The organism is Rubritalea squalenifaciens DSM 18772, assembly GCF_900141815.1.
GTDB lineage: Bacteria > Verrucomicrobiota > Verrucomicrobiia > Verrucomicrobiales > Akkermansiaceae > Rubritalea > Rubritalea squalenifaciens.
On the sequence record NZ_FQYR01000004.1, the window covers coordinates 651,869 to 671,691 of the forward strand.

At 50.7% G+C, this 19,823-nt stretch carries 16 protein-coding genes; 2 read left to right on the forward strand and 14 right to left on the reverse strand.

Annotation, left to right across the window (positions count from 1 at the left end):
- Positions 1-27: 27 nt before the first annotated feature.
- The 13 genes from BUB27_RS12970 to BUB27_RS13030 all read right to left on the reverse strand — a co-directional run bounded on the left by BUB27_RS12970 (position 28) and on the right by BUB27_RS13030 (position 17,684).
- The gene (locus BUB27_RS12970) at positions 28-1,431 is read right to left on the reverse strand and encodes a hypothetical protein (RefSeq protein WP_143184270.1); all 1,404 of its coding nucleotides are present in this window, start codon (positions 1,429-1,431) and stop codon (positions 28-30) included.
- Positions 1,432-1,457: 26 nt separating this feature from the next.
- A complete protein-coding gene (locus tag BUB27_RS12975) occupies positions 1,458-2,759 on the reverse strand; it encodes a hypothetical protein (protein WP_143184271.1) in 1,302 nt (433 codons plus the stop codon).
- 10 nt (positions 2,760-2,769) lie between these two features.
- Entirely contained in the window at positions 2,770-4,209 is a 1,440-nt protein-coding gene (locus BUB27_RS12980) for a hypothetical protein (RefSeq protein ID WP_143184272.1), read from the reverse strand.
- On the reverse strand, positions 4,206-5,201 hold the full coding sequence (locus BUB27_RS12985; protein ID WP_143184273.1) for a prenyltransferase/squalene oxidase repeat-containing protein: 996 nt from the start codon (positions 5,199-5,201) through the stop codon (positions 4,206-4,208). The genes BUB27_RS12980 and BUB27_RS12985 overlap by 4 nt, the downstream gene beginning before the upstream one ends.
- Positions 5,202-5,213: 12 nt before the next feature.
- Positions 5,214-5,900, reverse strand: coding sequence for a DUF4175 domain-containing protein (locus BUB27_RS12990; RefSeq protein WP_143184274.1), 687 nt, complete (start codon positions 5,898-5,900; stop codon positions 5,214-5,216).
- Between the two features lie 6 nt (positions 5,901-5,906).
- Positions 5,907-8,642 carry a GtrA domain-containing protein gene (locus BUB27_RS12995; protein ID WP_143184275.1) on the reverse strand — a complete coding sequence of 912 codons (2,736 nt, stop codon included), beginning with the start codon at positions 8,640-8,642 and terminating at the stop codon, positions 5,907-5,909.
- A gap of 185 nt (positions 8,643-8,827) precedes the next feature.
- A complete protein-coding gene (locus tag BUB27_RS13000; RefSeq protein WP_143184276.1) occupies positions 8,828-11,386 on the reverse strand; it encodes an AsmA-like C-terminal region-containing protein in 2,559 nt (852 codons plus the stop codon).
- A 96-nt stretch (positions 11,387-11,482) separates the two neighbouring features.
- Positions 11,483-11,929, reverse strand: a complete 447-nt coding sequence (locus BUB27_RS13005) for a hypothetical protein (RefSeq protein WP_143184277.1) — start codon at positions 11,927-11,929, stop codon at positions 11,483-11,485.
- Positions 11,893-12,342 (reverse strand): phage holin family protein, encoded by a 450-nt coding sequence (locus tag BUB27_RS13010; RefSeq protein WP_143184278.1) that lies wholly within the window; start codon positions 12,340-12,342, stop codon positions 11,893-11,895. The genes BUB27_RS13005 and BUB27_RS13010 overlap by 37 nt, the downstream gene beginning before the upstream one ends.
- 99 nt (positions 12,343-12,441) lie before the next feature.
- The gene (locus BUB27_RS13015; protein WP_143184279.1) at positions 12,442-12,849 is read right to left on the reverse strand and encodes an ElaB/YgaM/YqjD family protein; all 408 of its coding nucleotides are present in this window, start codon (positions 12,847-12,849) and stop codon (positions 12,442-12,444) included.
- A gap of 174 nt (positions 12,850-13,023) precedes the next feature.
- A complete protein-coding gene (locus BUB27_RS13020) occupies positions 13,024-14,988 on the reverse strand; it encodes an ABC-F family ATP-binding cassette domain-containing protein (RefSeq protein WP_143184280.1) in 1,965 nt (654 codons plus the stop codon).
- A 51-nt stretch (positions 14,989-15,039) separates the two neighbouring features.
- Positions 15,040-16,893, reverse strand: a complete 1,854-nt coding sequence (locus BUB27_RS13025; protein ID WP_143184281.1) for a carbon starvation CstA family protein — start codon at positions 16,891-16,893, stop codon at positions 15,040-15,042.
- A gap of 377 nt (positions 16,894-17,270) precedes the next feature.
- A complete protein-coding gene (locus BUB27_RS13030) occupies positions 17,271-17,684 on the reverse strand; it encodes an RrF2 family transcriptional regulator (protein WP_268793976.1) in 414 nt (137 codons plus the stop codon).
- Between the two features lie 19 nt (positions 17,685-17,703).
- On the opposite strand from BUB27_RS13030, the gene cysE reads away from it, so the two are divergent.
- Both cysE and BUB27_RS13040 read left to right on the forward strand, forming a co-directional pair.
- Positions 17,704-18,543: a serine O-acetyltransferase gene (cysE, locus tag BUB27_RS13035; protein ID WP_143184283.1), complete on the forward strand. Its 840-nt coding sequence runs from the start codon at positions 17,704-17,706 to the stop codon at positions 18,541-18,543.
- 15 nt (positions 18,544-18,558) lie between these two features.
- Complete coding sequence (locus BUB27_RS13040; RefSeq protein WP_143184284.1) at positions 18,559-18,933, forward strand: hypothetical protein; 375 nt, start codon at positions 18,559-18,561, stop codon at positions 18,931-18,933.
- A 14-nt stretch (positions 18,934-18,947) separates the two neighbouring features.
- Here BUB27_RS13040 and gluQRS read toward each other — a convergent pair whose 3' ends face one another.
- A complete protein-coding gene (gluQRS, locus tag BUB27_RS13045; protein ID WP_143184285.1) occupies positions 18,948-19,811 on the reverse strand; it encodes a tRNA glutamyl-Q(34) synthetase GluQRS in 864 nt (287 codons plus the stop codon).
- Positions 19,812-19,823: the final 12 nt, after the last annotated feature.

The window sequence follows — 19,823 nt, forward strand, 5'->3', positions numbered from 1 at the left end:
TGATACGAGTAGTGGGAAACTCTGGAATTACCAGCTTGGGCCTACCCTGACCGCATTCATATTCGGGTCATAGATGTTGAACTCGATTTGGCTGAAGGCGTCCAGACTGAAAGTCTTCTCTCCAAATGCTTGATGATAGCCGGTCAGCTTGCTCGCATCGAGTGAGATCAGCTTCAGGATCACCCAGCCGCCATTTTTAAAATAGGCCTTAACGTCTTGAGGTTCCTTCTTAGGCTGATGCTTGTCAGACGACTTCATGTAAATGGAGCGCATCGCTGCGACTGGAATAGGAATGGGGGTATATTTGGTTTCCACTTTGAGGACACCATTTTGAACTTTTCCAAGTTGACCGATAATGGCGTCTCCATTTTTCAAGAGAATACGCTGACCTTCACCCTTGAGTTTCTTGAATGCATTCTCGTCATCATTGGTAGGGAGCCGACCGGACCAACGGGAGAGTCTTAGGTTCCTGATACGGATGGGGGCACGCTGATCGCTCAGGAAATGGAGGGCTGAGCCGAAGTTTTCAGGGCTAGCATTGCGGTCGCTGAGTTCGGCGATCTTTTCGCCATCGAAATAGATTTCAAAGGTGCCCTTTTTCTTGTTCATGAAGATTTCCACATAGGTGGTATCCATGCCACTGAGCTGACGGACTGAAGTGGATCCATCCATGGGGTCACTTCCATCTTCAGAGGTGACCTTGCGCATGTAGATGTAGCTGTTGCGCATGACCAGTTCGTAGTAGTTGGATGGCCTGGTTGACTCAAAGTCGTCCGAATAGAGCAAGAGTTTGAGGTTTAAAGAGCTTTTCCAGTCCATGTAGAAGCTCAGGTGGGAGAGGTCATCCAAGCCGATGTCCTTGGAAATCTGGCCGCCGCTGGTGCCACCGCTGATCAAGGAAGCGTTTTTATAGTTCCAGCTGCCGTCATCATCGTGCTGGTACCATTCTTCGAGGCTGTTAGGACCAGAGTAGATATGGGAGTTTTGAGAGGTGATCTCCATGTTGACGATGAACTTCCGGTCTACCGTGATTTCACCAGCGTAGTCAGTGTCGATCGTGATGGATTCATCAGTCACTTGGACGAGTTGGCCCTTGAGTTGGTCATGGGCTTGTTCGTTGCCAAATCGGTGCTGGATAGAAATGATCGCTTCGTGATCTTTCTTTTCGGGCTTGCTGTCTTCTGATTCAGAGCTTTGGAGATCGATCTTGAGAAGGTTGTCAGTTCTCAAGTCCACCGATTGTTTCACTGAGGGATTCTTGACGACGATACGGCCTTCTTTCCAGTTTTCAATTTGGCCAGAGAAGCTATCGCCATTCAGGAAACTGAGGCGGGTAGTCATTGGTGCAGCATCCTGAGCAGGGCTGGTAACAGTACCCAGACAGGCAACAGCCATCATGGAGATAAAGCGTCTTGTAGGCTTGGTTTTCATGGCAAATTGGGGTCTTTAATTGGGTGCTACTTGTTTTGGCTAGCTGCGGAGTTGAGAGTGCTGAAAGCGGTTCGCTTGATGTTGCACTCACCGAGGATAGGGTGGCGTGTGGTGGCCACATCTTTATTCAGAGATGTCTGCCCTAAGGAAATCTTGCCACCACCAGCAAGTGTAGCGGTATAGGATGATTTGAGTTTCTCCTCAGAAGGCTCCTGCTCTTTCAGATAGAGGATGGAGGCTCTGGATGACGGTACCTGCATAGGTTTCTTAGCAAATTGGTAATCAAAGAAGATGGTCAACTGGTCGTTGATCTTCTCGATTTTTGGAGATTCTCCTGAGAAGCGGAATCCCTCACGATCAAACAAGGTATCTGCTTTTTTATTAGGAATTTCCTCATTCTTCTGACGGGTGATGGCATTTCCTCCCCATTCCAAGATTTGAAGATTTTTGATTTTCAGGGTGTCGCCGTCCCGCTGGTTGGATTCCAAAATAACGAAAGACCCGAGAGGGGCGGAAGCGGCATTGTCATCGAATGTACCGTGCTCGACTCCGTCCAGATAAAGCACAGTCTGCTGGTTCTGGCGGTCCACCTTGAGTTCCACATTGACCGTGGAGTTTTTGATCTCACGTGAGCGAATGCTTACTCGGCCCAATTTGTCAAAGTTTCGGGGAGTCACCCGGTTGAACTGAAAGCCGGAAGAGGTGAAGTCGAGGTAGTAGCGGTCGATGCGGTCTACGGTGGTGTTCTCTCTACCGCAGAGATGCAATCTGAAACGCGGACTACTGCCATCCCATTCCAGGTTGAAGCGAATGATGAAATTATTGGGAAGTTCGAACTCTTTGGCGAGCAGTCCCTTGCCATTGACGTTAAGTACTCCTTGTTCGAGAACCCAGTTTTCTGCCGTAGTCCATTCCTTGAGACTATTCGGTCCACTATAGACTAGGGATTCAGGCTTATTCTCAAAGCTGATCTTGGTCACCTTGGAGCGTGGGATGCTGAAATCACCAGCGTACCAAGTAGAGAAGGCAATGGATTTATCATCCATTTTCTTCAGGTCACACGGAAGTTCATCACCATTGCTCAGGTAAATGCGCTCGCCATGGTTATGAGTGCTTGTTCCTTCTTGCTCGAAGGTCAGTGAGTCGAGGCCCTCAGCATTGATTTCCAGGGTCTCTGTGGCTTCCGGGTATTGGAATCGAACCGCTCCTGTGTCGGTGATATCGATGATGGTGCCTGAGATGACGTCGCCATTTTTGAACTTTACTGTATCGCTGGCGCTGACCGCGCAAGTGAGGGCGATAGATGCGGCTGTTAGTTTGCGAAGCATGACTGATCGATTATTTCAGTTGTAAGTTCCAGCGGTCAATGATTGAAGCGTCAGGAGTGTAGTCGATAGAGGAGAGATAGGTGTATTTGAGCTTGAGTTTGCCAAGGATGGGGTGCTCGAGTTCTACACCTTCCTCATTTCCGGAGACAGGATTCGCTGTGAGGCGGCCACTGCCATAAAAGCGGAATGCAACATCATTGGAGCGAGCTTCATCTTTTTTAGCGAAACCTTCAGTAGCGAAGTTCAGACTCTTGACCTGGTCTGTAGGGATTTCCATTTCCGCATAGGGGCCTTTGAGTGTGACCACATTGTCTTGCAGTTTGAGGATCTTGCCCGAGAAACGGTCAGTGCCGTTGTTGAGCAGAGCGATATCCCTCTGTTCATTCTGTAGACTCAGGGCGGAGTCTTTGATGCCATTCCAGGGGGTCATGACAATGTTAGAGATTCGGGAAATGCGGTTTGAGCCATTGAGGTTGGCAAAGCCAAACTTATTACCTTTTGCTTCGTAGCCAATGTCACTCAAGTTCCACTGTGCGATAAGGGCTCCATCTGCATAGCTGGAAACCACCTTCTTCTGTCTATCGACACGCAGCTCAAAATGGGTGTCGGCATAATCTTCGCTGGAGTATCTGGCAGAGGTAGAGCCCAGAGTAGTAGGGATTTTCGTGACGATAGGTGCACCATTCTCATCGAATGAGTATTGGCTGAGGTAGGTTACACCGGAGGTAATACGGAGGAGAAGACAGGAGCCAAAGTTTTCGGTGATGCTTTTGGTATAAGCATGCACCTTGGTATCGTCCTCTTCTTTCCTTTCTGGAATGGAGAGATTGGCATGAAAGGCGAGATAGATATTTGAGTAACGAGCCATCTCTGCCTTGAAGGTCATGCGGAATGCATCTGGCAGTTCTGTATTTTGGTTGATGATGGCACCAGTGTGGCCATCGTTGAGCCAGCTGAAGTTAGCGTACTCCCATACCTTTTGACTTTCATCCTCTTCTTCTTCTTTGAAGGCTACCGTTTTCCAGTTATCTTCGACAAAGGGACCTTGGTAGAGAACTTGTTGTCCGTGAGGCTGGATCTCGCAGTTGTAAACTTGATTGCGATTGATCTGTAGTGTGCCCGCATAGTCAGTGCGTATGGTGCATTTGCTCTCGTCGATGGAGAGTATCTCACATGGGAGGACATCTCCATTGATGAGGGTAACTGTATGGGTATGTGTGAAAGGTTTGGTCAGTAGGCCTTTGTTGAAAATGACTCTGCGGATTTCAGAGGTGGCAAAGGAAATGGGCTTCTCCGCCTGCTGATTTGTCCACACGAGTTTGCCTTCAGCTGAGAATCCATTGAATGAACCGTGAAGGGTATCATTGTTTTTAAAGTTCAGAAGGTCTTCTTCAGCCGATAGCGGGAGAAGGCTAGAAAATAGAAGTGTAGGTAGAAGAATGCGGTTCATTTTTCGTAAATGGGAAGAAATCTGTAATTCAATGCGAGGGAGAGGAGGGCGCCAGCGGTGCTGAAAGTTTGGCCTTTGTTACCTGGGAATGAGCCATCCGCTGCCTGAATCGTGGAGAGGTAACGTACATTTTTTTCATTCCAAGCTTTCCAGACATCTTCATCTGCATGGAACAAAGCCTGGGACATGTAGTACTCGAAGTAGTATGGATAATACTTGTCTCTGTAATCCATCTGCTTCTTGAGATACTCTAGGGATTCTTGGAAGCCTTTGGCGTCTTTATTTTTAGAGAGGGAATAGCAGAGCGAACCGATTGCTGTGAGGGTAGGCTTGCCGCCACCACGTGATGTGTAGCCATAGGCTCCATTGCTGCCGCGGCATGAGGCCATATACTTAAGACCTTTTTCAATCGATGCGTCAGGCACCGGCACACCAGCATTACGAGCTGCGAGAAGAGCGACTAGCTGACAACCAGCGACTGTGGAGTCAGCATCATTGCTTTCAGGGGTGTAGCGCCATCCTCCTTTAGGGTTGTTCTCTTGAGCTGTCAGAATCAATTTCACGGCGTTTTTCAGTGCTGGAGCGAGGCGTTTGTCTTCCACCATGCCGTAGGATTCAGCTAGAGCGAGGGTGGCGAAGCCGTGGTTGTACATGCTATTGCCAATGTACCCGTTAGATTCCTTCTGTTGCTTGAGCAGGAAGTCGAGACCTTTGCGAATATTGTCAGCGTATGGGCCGTGGTTGGCATCCTCTCCATGAGCTAGGAAGGCGAGTACGCACAGGCCAACGACGCCTGGATAGTTGCCGTAAGTGCCGGACCAGCTACCATCGTCATTCTGAGTGTTAGCCAGATAGCGGAGACCTTTCGTGTAGACTGTCTCCACCGATGCAGGGATGGGGTCTTTTTGACGGCGGGGAATCCCTTGACCACTGGAAATACCAGCCATGAGGATGGAGGATGCAAGAATAGAGGCTATGATAGATTTGCGCATGAATCCCGGGTATTAGCGGTTGGCTTTCTCTGAAGTGGCTTTGTTAAAGGCATCGAGTGCTTTGTGAAGCTCGCGTGGAAGAGCGGAGCCTGCAGTGCCAGAGCTCTTTGGTACGCGGCGCACGCTGCTTTTGCCATCGGCATTGCCGTCCACGTCTTTGTGAGCCATATCTGAATCGCCAGTCATGCCTTCACCACCTTTGGAGCCAGGTTGTTGTCCTGGTTGCTCGCCTTGGCCTTCACCTTCACCGGGCTGTTTGCCCATCATGCGCTGGAGCATCTCCATCATGGCGCTGTCCTGTGGCTGCTGGCCATTGGATGATTGCTGTTGCTGCTTTTGTTTTGCGGCTTCGTAGATAAGTTCGATGATCTCCGTCTCGATCGCAATGGTTTCACCGCCCGTATCCTTGCCCTCGAGTTTGTCGGTAGCTTCACCCATGAGCATCTCTGCTTTCTCGAGAAGTTGGATGACCTTATCGTCTGTCTGCTCCTGGATGAGGTCCTGCACGTCAGCAGAGAGTTCATCCTGATCGTAGGATGTCTTCTTGGAACCTGTAGCATGCTTCTTGAGAATCTCTGCTGGGGAGCCTTCAGACTTCTTCGGTTTGAACTTTTCCAAGTCTTTCTCGAAGTCGGATTGGGCGTGCACGATTCCGCTCATAGCAGCGGCTGCAGTTAGATAGAGGAAAGTCTTTTTCACGGTAGGCTATGGGATAGGGGTTGGGCTAGGAACAGTGGGGTTGTTCTCAAGGGCACGCTTGAGTTGCTCCAGTGAACGAGTACGGGCTCGTATGTCTTGCTCCTTTTGAATCATCTTCATGACTTTTAGCATGAACTCAAAATCTTGGTCTTCGTTGTTGGACTGGCCACCACCGCCGCCGCCACCGCCACCTTGGTCGTTGGCGTTCTCGAGCTCTTTAGCCCATTTTCGCAATTGCTCGGCCATGTCTTTGGCCTGGTTCATGGAGAGGTTGGCCTGTGCTTTTTTGATGTCGTTTTTGAGGATATCCATGCGGTCGTCGATGGCTGACTCGCGCATGCTGTCTAGGAGCTTCTTGTGAACTTCTTTCTGGGTTCTGGAGTAAAAGTGCCCCAAGTCTTCCTGAATCCATCGAACATCTGAGTTGGTCTGGTCTTGTTGAGTGTAAAGCTCCAGGAAGGTGCGCTGGTCTTCAGGATCAAGATCTTCATAGCTGAGGCCGATCAGCATTTCGGAGGCATCCATTGAGCGGTTAAGCTCACGAATCAGTATGTTGGCGATGCCATCTTCCTCAGACGCAGCCTTTTTCAAGCGATTGACAAAGGTGCCAGCCTCAAGTTGCTTGTTGGCTTCGTTCGCTTTACTGATGGTTTCCTGCATCTTTTGCAGTAGCTCTTCCTGCTTCTTTACAGCGTCTTGGACGTCCTGGTCGGTTTTCTCCTGCGTGTTACGCTGGTTCTGGGAATCTTGCAGCTTTTGGGCAATGTCTGGCATTTCCTTCTCCGCCATTTCCTTCATTTGCTCAGCGCTTTCAGCCAGCTTTTTCATCGTATCGGTATCGATGTCTCCATTGCGCGTGGCCTCCTTGAAGATGTCTTCCATTTCCTCCGCGAGGTCTTTCATGCGGTCAGCATTGTCTAGTTCCGCGTTTTCCTGCTGGCCTAGCTTGTCTCGGTTCTCATCTTTCTGGAGTTCCTCTCCGGTCTTGCGGTCCAGGCGTTTGTTCTCGTCCAAACTTTCCTGCTCGTTACGCATGAGATCCTCCAGGCGGTTGATGGCGTCCTTGGTGCGACGCTCGATGAGTTGCCTGTGCTCATCGCGAGTGAGGATGTAAACAGTCACTGGAGCCGAATAGATGCGGCCTCGGTCTGTCTTGTAGTCTTCTGTCCATGCCCTGAGAGTGAGCTTTTGAGGCTCAATGTTGTAGGCCTCAAAGGAGAAGTCGACAATATCGGTGAGTGTAGTCTGGTCAGGTGCACCTTGGATGAGTGTCAGCTCTCCCTTGGCTGGGGTTTTAGCGGTCGGCTTAGTGAACTCTCCCTGCCATTCGATACCGGCAGCTTTCAGTCCGTAGTCATCTTCGGCCTGGATCTCAAAGGTGAGTGTTTCTTCAGCTAGTTTAAAAATTTCCGAAGGGACGCCTTGAATGTAAACATGAGGCTCCATGTCTTTCTGGCTATTGAAAGTAAGGACACTCTTCTCTCTGGCCGTGATTCCATATTTGTCCGTCCAGTTGAGAGGGAGCTTGATGTTGGCTGAAACGGCATGGAAAGAATCAGTCTTGATATGGTTGCCTGAATAGGTGGCCTTCAGCTCTTGGAAGGTGGGCTGAGACGCTTCAGCACTTGGCTTGGCAGTTTCTTCCTCAGCAGAAGGTGGCTCTGGAAGTTCTTGTGCATCGATGGCTTCCAAGATGGGGGTGATTTCCATTGGTCCTGCTTCGACAGCCGAGAGGTCTCTGTCAGCTTTTGCCATGACAGTGACCTTGCTGCCTTCGAGGATCGTGGCCACACCTGAAGAAAGATCGATGACCTGAGCTTTACGCTGCAGGTATTCTGGGTACTCAACTTTGGCTGAAATCTCAGTAAGGGTAGGGCGATAGACTGGCTTGACGAGGATATCGTGATAAGAATCGCCAATGCGCAGGTTGACCGTTTCGTCTTTGCTTTGCCCTTTAAAGTCAAAGGCGTAAGTACGGTCGTTTCGTTTAACGGTTTGCCATTCACGCATGCCTTGGCGGGCCTTGGCTTCATCTGGCTTGTCTGAATCCTTGGTGAGCTGGAAGTCGATGGAGTAGTCCTCACCATGGGGAACATGATAGGGCTGGGGTAACTGGTCTTTATCCAGCTTAGTGTATGTGAATCTCTCGGTGTCAGAAAGTGGCAGCAACCAGCGTTTCAAGGCATTGAAGCTGGCATCCGGTGACATCACGCCAGCGATGACTGTCAGGAAAAAGAGCAGGACCACTACCAGTCCCCACTTGTGGTGGCTGGATGCGGGCAGTGCGCGGTCAAGATCGCGCTCGCGCGCTGCTTTGGCGACTTCTTCCATAGCTGCGGCCCTCAGCCGTGGAGACATGGAGGTGGCAGCCTCATTCTGGTCCTGAAGCTCCACCACTCCGAGTAGTCGGTCACCGAGTCGCGGGTAGTGTCTGGCAATTAATCTGGCGAGCTGGTTTTCCCGGCGGTGCTTGAATACCCAGCGGTTGATCCAGATTGGTGCGAAAATAGCGAAAAGTGAGACGCCGGTGATCAGGATGATGAGGCGAACGAGGGGGGGAGTGGGCCAGAAGCGGTCCAAACCATAGACGAGAATGTAGGAAAACAAGAGGCCAAATAAGCCTGCCATAGTGGCTTCAAGTATCTTGATTCTCCAGAGCTGTTTACGGAACTGCTCCAACTGAATTCTGAGAGATTCAGGTAGTGGAGCCAAATGTTCGGTTTTGGGTTTCTCTTCTGACATGTCTGGATGGATTAAACTCTCTGGGAGGGGATCTGGGTATAATACTCGTCTACCCCTATGGGTATCAAGGTATATACGCCTATAGCATGCTATTAATTGCCTAAAATTCCAAAGAAAATCTAGGGTGGTGCTATAACATCATCGGCACAGTAGTGGCAAATTGTCTAAGAAACTATGAATTTGCTTTATTCGACAATTTGAGCCCGTGGCGGTTTTTTGAAAATCGGGTCATTTTTCCCGTCTCTCGGGGGCTCAAATGGCGTAAATCTCCATTTCGGGTCGCTGAGTTTTCCGGTGCCACGGAACTGTCGCAAACCCTTGACCTGCTTGCCTGACAAGATCGTGCGGAGTGCCTGGAATGGAAGTTCGATGATTTTCATGGGGACCTCGGCCAATCCCATGAGTCCGCGGTAGTTCATGCGGATGGTGAGATCGATCAATTCTCTGTTGAGGTCGATCCATCCTTCACCTGTGAAGGTGATATTTGGCGTAGTGGAGACGAGGTCACGCGTGTAGAAAACGCCATTTTTGACCGTGAAATTGCAAGACGCGTTTTTCGCTCGCTCATGCAGCATCTTTTGCTTGGAAACCGGGGACAGGACGCCGTCAATCAGCGTGGAAAGTGGGCCCAGGACAGGGGCTGAAAACATATTGCCGTTGGCCAAGGCAATGTTGCCGTGACCGTTGAGTTTATTGACGGAGGTGGATTCTCCGGTGAATTTGAAGGCTCCAGTGAGGTGGCCTTGTTTGGTGTTGTTGAGTTCGTATTTTCTCCCCAGTTGGTTCAGTTGCAATTTATCCCACTGTAGTCTGCCGCTGTAGTGGCTGGGGTCTCCTTTCTCCCTAGGGAGAGCCACGTGGACATAGCCGCTCACCGGGCCGCTGAAGGTTCTAGCGCTCAGGTTATTCACTTCGACGAGATTCGGGCTGATAATGACTTTAGCCTTTAGTCCACGGAGGTTGAGATCACGCTTGAGGAAGTTGTAGTCTGTAGTGCTATTAGCGACAACATTCAGACTGAGTTTGGTGTCCTGAGAGCCTTTGACGGTGCCGATTCTCCCACCACCTGTGATGGTGGGAGGGGAATGGAAGCGGTAACTTTCCACATGATCTGCAGCTGGTGTGTTGAAAAGACGAATCACAGGGGATGGCCAAGAGGTGGCTTTAATCTCGTCGATATCCACGTATTTCTCATTCCGGTCGAAATGGATTTTGGCGACCTCTACTGTTCCTGTGGCCGATCCGCCAAATTGTTTACGTAGTTCGTAATCCCTGAAATCAAGGATGGCCCGGATATTGAAGAAGTCACTTGAGGCGCGGTTCAGGTTGTAGTCGCTGGATAAGCTGTCCAAGGCGACGCCATTGTAGGTGATGTTTGTAAAGGACCCGTGGCCGGTGGACTCCCAGTCTCGTGGGTCATTTCTATTGATGGATCCTGTGGCGGTTACTCTGATCTTGGACTCTTCGGTGAATTCGATACGAGAGAGGATTCTCTTTAGGTTCTCGTTTTTCAGGAAGGGGAAGAAGGTGCGGGCCTTGAGGCTGGAGACAGCGTCAAACTTCGTCAGGTCGTCTTTGATGAGGATGCGTCCTGTGATGGTGCCTTCCGGATGGTCAATCTCCAGTTTGTCGAGGTAGACATCACCATTGTTCCAAGAGAAATCAGATTCCATCTGGTTGATCAGCGTACCTCTGTAATTAAATTCCCGGAGTACAGCGTGGCCGATCATTTTCAAATTCAGCTTCTCATTTTTGTTGGCAGGTAGTTTGAAGCTGCCGTTGGCCTGAATGTAATTCCCTCCAGTGATAAGTAAGCTGCTCGCGACTTCATAATTGAAGCATTGTCTGGCGAAGTTCTGGAAATGAATGCTGCTGTTCACTTTGAATCTTCCTTCTTTATGAATCAGGTCAAAGTCTGCAGTCGTGCTGAAGTCGTCATCCTGGTTGATAAAGGCCAGCTTGTCGAAGGTGATCAGGTCATTCTTGTAGTCCCCCTCAATGTCTACTTGTTCCATTTGGTAGGACTTATAGGAGAGGTCGCTGGAGCGTACTTTGAAAGCCAGCTCCATATTTTCAGGGGCTGATAAATTGCCTTGTAAGAAGAGATTGATATCTGGAGGGGAGCCCTCATCCCAGGTCCAGTTAGAGAGGTGGTCAAGAAAGGCTTGGTATTTTTCAGCCCTTAGTCTGGATGCTTCAGCGTCTGGCTCTTCAGCTTCTGCGGCCAGGTCTCTCCAAATATTGCATGCCAGTTTGATGTGGATGCCTCGAAAAGTTGCGGAGAGGTCACTCGTGTTGATGGCGTCCTTGTCCGGAAGGTTGATGGTGCCTGAGGCGTTATGGAGTACCAGACGCGGACTATTTGGATCGGTAGGGTTTACCGGCAGATCGAGAAAAGCGTCGATCAGTGAGATCCGTTCGATTTTTAACGTCCCTCTCATCAATTTGGTCTTATCGACGGAGATGACGATATTGGGGAGTTTTGCTACAGGAGTGAGCTTCTTCTTGGTTTTGTAAATGGTGACATTGTCAGCGGTCAGACCCTTGGTGATGTCGTAACGTAAGCTGTCAAAATCCGTGTAGATCCCGAAATCCTCCAGTTCTTTGGAGATACGGTCCCTAGCAGTATCATTGAGGCCGACCTCATTGAGATAGACAGCACCACCAACCAGCGCAGCACAGCCCAGCACCATGAGGAGGGTGAGTAGCATGCGTAGCCTGATGATGAGGCGTCTGAATGACATTCGGATAAAAAATAAGGAAGCTGAGACTGAATCTATCCTCTATCTGACAGCAGGGAAAGAGGAGTTAGGAAGAAGTCAGGGGGAGGCTTGTTCCCCCTAGTAATGTTCTACCTGGCCAGCTTGCTGGTAGTCATAGCCGCGTCGTCCGATGGGTAGCCCGGTTTTGGCTTGGAGCTTCGCCATAGAGTATTGCCTAAGGGCATTGACGAGATACTTTTTGATGAATGGGCGCGAGAGTGCGATCAAGAGAGTGAGAAAGATAGATTTCTTTTTCTTGTTCTCCTGCTTGCGTTTGGACCGGCGTCTGCCTAGGAAGGCCATCACCGTGCCGGAGGCCAAGGCGCCTATGAGCCACTTGGTCGACTTTTCCTGGATGGATTGCTTGATCTTTTTAGGAACATTAAGCTTTTCCTTGAGGGCGGATTTACGGGAGGTAATCTGGTCGTTAAGGAGAAGTTTGGCACCTGTGATGGAATTGCGGTGCTCCTCCATCTGCTGAACTAGCGCTAGCTTTCGCTGTTCGATTTCATTTCCTGCAGCCATAATTTATCTTTTTCTATTTCAGCTTTGGTGAGGGTAAAGAATTCTTGGTTGGTCTTTCGCTTCAGTTTGTCCAGGCAAATGAAGGCCACAAGAGCATGGATGATCAAAAGAGCCAAGGCCACCAATGGCCATGTACCGATGTATTTTTCAGCCTGAGGAACTTTCCCTTCCAGATAATGGCTGCCAGCCCCAATCACTGTCGCTAACAGAAGCAAGTAGGCGATGAAGCCAAAGAAGGCGCCTATGGCTCCAATGGTGGCTTTCCTGACACCATATTGTGCAGCTTCTTTTGCCTCAAGCGAGGCAAGCTCAGCTTTGACCTTGAGGTAATCAACCCCAGAGTCTTTCAAAAACATGACGGTGTCTTTGATGCTGATAGTATCTTGCTTGTTTTGGGTTTCTGGCTCTTGCATGGGTACGATTGGGGTGGTTAGCAAAAACCGGCTCAGCCCGGTAACAGGGGAGCCGGCTTGAAAGTATTATTCGCCTGAATCTAATGCATCAAGCATTTACTAGCGGCGAGAGATCAGGCCGATCACGATGCCGAGACCGAATGCTCCGAGTACACACTTGGTAGGGTGTGCACGGACGTAGTCTTCAGCAGCGGTGTGAACTTCTTTGGCTTTGTCTTTGCTCTGGATGAACTTCTCGTTAGCCGCTTCTTTTACGTGTGTAGCTTTAGCTACGGCTGTCTCTTTGATGGCACTTGCCTTCTCACCTGCGTAGGAGCGGAACTGCTGAGCCTTCTCAGTAGCGGCTGACTTCAGCTGCTTGGCCTTGCTGCTTGCTTCACTAGCTACCTCACGAGCTTTGTCTGAAGCTGCGTGACGCAAGTCTGCGGCAGCCTGACCTACTGTAGGGGCAGGGGTTTGGGGCGTAGTATTATCAAGAGCTTCTGGGTTTGGTGTAGCGTAATCCATTCTATTATTTGATTTCGTTTGTTAGACGGATAGAAGCGTTCAAACCTTTTCTTGGGGACAAAGGCTCGGACACATATCTAAAAGGGTAAAACTTCTACCCGCGGTTACCATTACATAATCTTAGCAAAGTATCAAGAAAGCGTTGATATATCTCAAAATTTCTTTTGTTACGCACTAACCCAGAGTTGCTTCTAGTTTCTCGATTTCGTCACTTAACTCAGACCAGCGGCTGTAGGCTTTCTCAAGTTTATTACTGAGGTTTTGATAAGCGGCCGATGCCTCCTGCATTTTTGCCGAATCCGAGGCGACATCTGGTTTCGACATGTGCTCGGTTAGGGTTGCCTGAGCTGCTTCGATTTCACCGATGGATCCTTCCAGTTTTTCAAATTCCTCTTGGAGGGGTTTGAGGACTTTATTGCGTTTTTGGCGAATTTCAGCTTCAAGCCTGCGCTGTTCTTTACGGGAGACCTTAGAGCCAGAGTCGGCAGTGGTGCTGTTAGTAGCGCCAGCTTGCGCTTTAGCCGCATTTTTCTCTTCCTCTTTCTTTTCCAGATAATAGGAAACATTCCCGTGATAGAGTGTGGGATGCTCTCCTGGTCTAAATTCCAGAGTTTTGGTGACAATGGGGTCTAGGAAGGAGCGGTTGTGAGAAACGATCAGGTAAGAGCCTGGGTAGTCGTTTAAGGCGTTCTGGAGAACCTCCTGGGATTGGACGTCCAGGTGGTTTGTAGGCTCATCGAGAATCAGGAAGTTGGCGGGCTGGACCAGCATGCGGACAAGGGCCACACGTGAACGCTCACCTCCAGAGAGGACACCGATTTTCTTGAAGACATCATCTCCGCGGAAGAGGAAGCAGCCAAGAATGTTTCTAACGACAGGAGCGTTCTCGCGGGAGGCTGCCTCAGTGCAGATGTCGAGCACAGTCTTGTCCGGATCCAGTTCGTCTGCGTGGTTCTGGGAGAAGAAGGAGATGGCGCTCTTGGGGCCCAAGGTATAGACGCCAGAGTCCGGTTCTTCCTGTCCGGTGATCAAGCGGCAGAATGTTGATTTGCCTGCACCGTTAGGGCCTACGATGGCTAGGCGCTCACCTTTTTCCACTTCGAAGCTGAAGTCGGAGAAGATGGTGTTTTCCCCGTAACACTTGGTGGCCTTCTCCAGCTTGGCCACGGATTGGGTGGAGGCGGGAGGAGCAGGGAAGGTGAAGCTCATGACGGCATCGTCCTGTTCAATCTCGATGAGCTCCATTTTTTCCAGTTGCTTCAGGCGTGACTGGGCTTGGGAGGCCTTTGAGGCTTTGGCGCGGAAGCGGTCGATGAACTGCTTGGTTTTCTCGATTTCGCGCTGCTGGGATTCGTACTGTTTGATAAGAATCTCTTTACGGAGTTTGGATTCCTTGAGGTAAAAGGAGTAATTGCCGGCGTATTCCTCTGCACGGCCGTGAGAGAAAGCGATGGTGCGGGTGGTCAGGGCATCGAGCAGGGCGAGGTCGTGGGAAATGATGATGATCGCGCCTGGATAGTTGAAAAGGTATTGCTCCATCCAGGTCTGGGAGTCGATGTCCAGGTGGTTGGTAGGCTCATCGAGAAGGAGAACTTCGGGCTCCTGCAGGAAGAGTTTGGCCATGGCGATACGCATCTGCCATCCGCCCGAGAATTCCGAGCAGTCCCGCTGGAAATCACTGCGCTTGAAGCCAAGACCAGTCAGGACGGACTCGATGCGTGGCTTCATGGTGGCCGGGTTGAAGTGCTCAAGTTTCAGCTCCAGGTCTCCGATACGGTGGAGGAGCTCCATGTATTCCTCTGTGGAGCTGTCGAGTGTGGGTAGGCGCTCGGAGAGGCGATCGATATCTTCCTGAATACGCTTGGCTTCGCCAAAGGCGGATTCTGTTTCTTCCCAGAGAGTGACGCCTGAAATATGGATGCCTTCCTGGGGAAGGTAGCCGATCTGGCATGAGCGCGGTTTGGTAATCTCGCCCGCATTCGCGTCGATGACCCCACCAATGCACTTCATGAGCGTGGACTTACCCGCTCCGTTGTGGCCCGCGAAGGAAATACGTTCCTTGGCGGCTACGGTGAAAGAGAGGTCGTTGAAGAGAACCCGAGCGCCAAATTCGACGCGCAATTTTTTGATCGCTAGCACGCTGAGGGTGGTAGCGGATTTTTTGCGTCAATCAATCCAGAACGCGCAGATTTATTCGGTGACGCCTTCTATGAGAGCTTCATTTTGCTTGGTGAGTTTACGCCAGGCCATCAGGGCTTCGGCAATCATCCAGATCTCCAGAATGATGGTGGTAAGGCCGATGCTTACGAGTAACCAACGTCCATTTTCGATCCAGCTGGTTTCAGAGCCGATGGAGGCTACAAAGATTTGGTAAAGCATGGCCCATGCGGGAAGTGCGAGCATGAATACAGCGGGGATCATCACGAACCAGGTGGAAAGGCCGCGGTTGCGCATCCAGAAGAGGATGACGAGGAAGGCCAATCCGCCTAGCAGCTGATTGACGGCGCCAAAAAGGGGCCAGAGGATGAGACCTCCCGTACCATAGGCTGCACCAGGCTTGCCGGGGAGGGCGGCCATGCCGAAGGCGACAATGATCGCGAAGATCGTGGCTCCGTGTTTGTTTTTGAGAATGGAGAGTGGATTCTTGGGGGCGCTTGCGGTGCTTTCTTTTTTGGAGTCGAAGCAGGTGGCCAGTTCTTGAACGACGTAGCGCTGGAGGCGGCAAGCCGTATCTAGTGTAGTTGCCGCAAAGGAGGCGACAAAGACTCCCATCAGAGCTTTGGCAAAGTTGGAGGAGATTCCCATGGCTGTGAGGAAGTTGCTGGAGCCTTCCACGAAAGCTCCTACTTTGGCCCCGAGGCCGCTGGAGGTAGACCATGTCATGTATTTGGAGTTCCAAGCATCTAACCCGAGGAGGGGGGTGCCATTTTCTTGGTGAACCCCGAGTCCGAGACCGGCCACACAGGCTAAAATGACCAGTACCGCAAGAAAGCCTTCGGTAAGCATGGAGCCGTAGCCTACGAATTGAGCATCAGTCTCGCAACGCAGTTGCTTGGAGGAGGTGCCTGAGGAGACCAAACAGTGGAAACCTGAGATCGCGCCACAGGCAATGGTGATGAATAGGAAGGGGAAAATGAGAGGAAGCTGCTTGAGGCTGACATTTTCCTCAATGGCTGGAGCGGCGATTTCCAGAGGAGGACGTACGCCATCGACGGGAGCTCCACCCCAGAGGCCTGCCACGAGTAGTCCGATCACCACGAGTGCGAGCGCAGAGATGAGCTGCAGGGAATTGATGTAGTCACGTGGCTGGAGCAAGGTCCAGACGGGAAGAACCGAGGCCACATAGGAATAGATCAGCAGGAGTGAGCACCAGGTGAGTGGTGACCATTTTTCTCCCATATGATGGTTCCAATCGTGAAGGACGCCAACGTCTCCATAGGCAACAGAGAGGTACATGATGGCTAGCGCAATGAGGGAAGGGATGAGAATATTGGCTCCTTTTCTGTGTACAAATAAGCCTATAATAATAGCCAGTGGAATCTGGATCAGGCAGGGTATGATGGCTGCTTCATATTGCTTGAAGACAGAGGCAATCACGAGTCCGAAGATGGCCAAGACGATTGTCAGGGCGAGGAAGAGGATCAGCAGGAATAGGAAGCGCACTCTGGGGTTGATCACGCTACCGGCGATATCTCCTACCGTCTTCCCTTTGTTTCTCATGGAAACGACCAGAGCACCGAAATCATGCACGGCTCCAATGAAGATAGAGCCGAAGAGGACCCAGAGCAGGGCGGGGACCCAGCCCCAGATGACCGCCAAGGCGGGGCCTACGATGGGGCCTGTGCCTGCGATCGAAGTAAAGTGGTGGCCAAAGACAATGCCTTTCTTTGTGGGGACGTAGTCATTGCCGTCCTCCAGCTCGATCGATGGTGGCTTGGTGTTGGGGTCTAGCTTGAATATTTTCTGACCCAGCCACTTGCCATAGGTATTGTAGGCAATGAGGTAGAGGATCATGGAACCCAGTGCGATTAGCAGTGTTGTCATGAGGCGGTGAATGGTTTGCGGTAGAGCGGACGAATGATGCTTCTCTGTTCTGTGTCGTGACAAGGGGGAAATGTAGTCATTCTTTGTAAAAAACTGGTGCTGAAAACTTTTTTTACATTTTTTAGTAGAAAAGTATTGACGGATCCGATTCTGAGGTTATTCTCTGCGTGTCGCGACAATAGCAGGCGGCCCGATTGAATGTCTCATCTGGTTTTTGGGTTTTTCCAGGGAAGATTTCACTCGGGTCGCTTCTTTTTTTGCCCAGATGTCACGGGCGCAAATTGAGGGGAGAACTTTTTGAGGTTTGCAGCGCTTTCGTGAAAACAAAGAAGCCGCACGTTAGTGGTGCGGCTTGCATAAAATCGGTGCAGAGGATCTTAGATGTAAAACATCGTGTTATTGCCTTGGCTTAGGAGGGTGTCCAAAGTGATATTCTTAAGGGCGTTGTTTAAAGTGTTGCCCACATTGTCCCACGCCTGACGAATCAGCTCTCCAGATTCACCGTCAGTAGTAGCAGAAGATCCCAACACGGATGGGTCTACAGCATTGACAATATCGTAAAGTGATATTTCTTCAGCTTTTCTTCCGAGAAGGTAGCCACCTAGCTTGCCTCGCTTACTAATAACGAGATCTGCACGGCGAAGGTCGTTCAAAATCTGCACCAAGAAATTTGCAGACACGTCTTCACGTTGCGCAATCTCGTCAAGGCGTGTAATAGTCTGGCCATCGGCTCGCTTTGCGAGTTGAGCCATAGCACGGCAGGCGTATTCTAATTTCTGGGATACTCTCACGAGCAGAAAGCATCATATCATGACCATAAATTCTAGTCCTAATGCTGTCACTTTGTGTCAGTCTCACTCAATCACGGTTGATGAGGTCTGGCAGGCAGTAAGAAATAAAGCAGAAAGTCTGGCAAAAAATGAGCCTCAACTTCAGTCACTTCTCTCAGATGTGATCTTGGATCGACCATGTTTGGGGACAGCTCTGGCGGCTCGTCTCTCCCGTAAATTGGGCAGAGAGGACATGAGTCGCGGAGAGTTGATGCCTTTGCTAAAGGATGTATTCGTAAACAATCCTATGGTCACCCGTAGTGCCGCAGCGGACATGATGGCCATTTATGAGCGTGATCCTGCCTGTAAGTCACCGATGGAGCCTATGCTGTTCTTTAAAGGCTTCATGGCAATGGCGACCTATCGTGTATCTCATTTCTTGTGGAAGATGGACCGTACCTCACTGGCTTTGTATTTCCAGAGCATCTGTAGCGAGGTGTTCGGGGTAGATATTCACCCGGCAGCGCGCATCGGTTGCGGTATTCTCCTGGACCATGCGACTAGCGTGGTGATCGGTGAGACTGCCATTGTTGAGGATAATGTATCCATTCTCCATGAAGTGACCTTGGGAGGTACTGGTAAAGTGGAGGGTGACCGTCACCCTATCGTTCGCAGCGGAGTTCTGATCGGAGCGGGTTCCAAGATTTTGGGGCGCGTGGAAATCGGCCGCTGTGCCAAGATTGGTGCAGGTAGCGTGGTGCTTAATGATGTGCCGGCGCATGCGACTGTGGCTGGGGTGCCAGCTGTGATTGTAGGCCAAGCATCAGAGGATTCTCCAGCTCTGGAGATGAATCAAAGTATCGAGTGCGGTCAAATTTAGGCAAAGAAGATCTTTATGAAAGCAATGCTTATCTTGGTTCTGGCATTTCTCGCCGTGAGTTGTACTGAACCGAGTCTGCATTTGCAGGGCTTCAGGAACTCTCTGCAAAATCTGGATCAGTCCTATGCCAGCCAGGCGGGGAGCTCTGGAGCCAGCCTACTCGATTCTAAACCGATCAGAGGAATGGAGGATGCTTCGACTGCAGAAGTCAATTCTTGGAAGTATCTGGCATTTCAATCGGAAATGTATCGAGGGATGGACAAGGGCGATAAGCCTTCATGGTACCGGAAGGCCGCTCGGGAAGAGGTGGAGAGTTTCAAGTATGCACCTCAGGATGTGCGCCAGTTTGTTCTGCAAAGGACAGAGGAGGCAACACGTCAGCGCCCGTGAGCACTTGGTGTGGTCTAGATCTTAGGAGCCTTTTCCAGCATCACCCATACTTGCTCAGGTGAGTAGCCTTCTTCTCTCAGGCTACGGATGGATAAAGATTGGTGGCGCTTGGCCAGGCGGTTTCCTTCGGCATCGGCTATCAGGTCGTGATGAAGGTAGGATGGAGTGGGCAGCTTGAGTAGGGTCTGCAGCATCCGGTGCAGATGGGTAGAGGCTAGCAGGTCTTTTCCGCGAGTGACGTGGCTGATCTCTTGATAGGCGTCATCAATGACGACTGCAATATGGTAGGAGGTGCCGATGTCCTTGCGGGCCAGAATCGTGTCGCCAAGAAGATTTGGGGCTACTGCGATTTTACCGAAATTTTGATCGTCGAAGCTAAGAGGTCCACAGAGCTGGGAGGCTTTGCTGGCATTGAAGCGCCATGCTGGTGATTCACCTTGGCTAAGTCTGGTGGACGCTTGATCTGGGCTGAGTTTCAAGCAGGTTCCGGGGTAGAGGGGGCCTTCTGGGCCATGGGGGGCGCGTGTGAGATGCTGGAGTTCGCGCTCGATGTCTTTTCTCGTGCAAAAGCAGGGATAGACTACGCCGAGTGATTTTAATGTCTCCAAGGCCTGTTCATAAGCGCTTGATCGGTCAGTCTGTCTGAGTGGTGTCCCTGTCCATGATATACCCATCCAATGGAGGTCTTCTTCTATATCATCGTAGAAGTGCGGGCGGACTCTGGTGATATCGATGTCTTCGAAACGGAGAAGAAACTTGCCGCCGTGATCCTTGGCATAATCACGGGCAATGAGAGCCGCATAGAGATGGCCAAGGTGCAAGTGGCCAGTCGGCGAGGGCGCGAAGCGGGTGACGACTGGCTTGGTTGCTGACGGCATGTGATGGGAGGA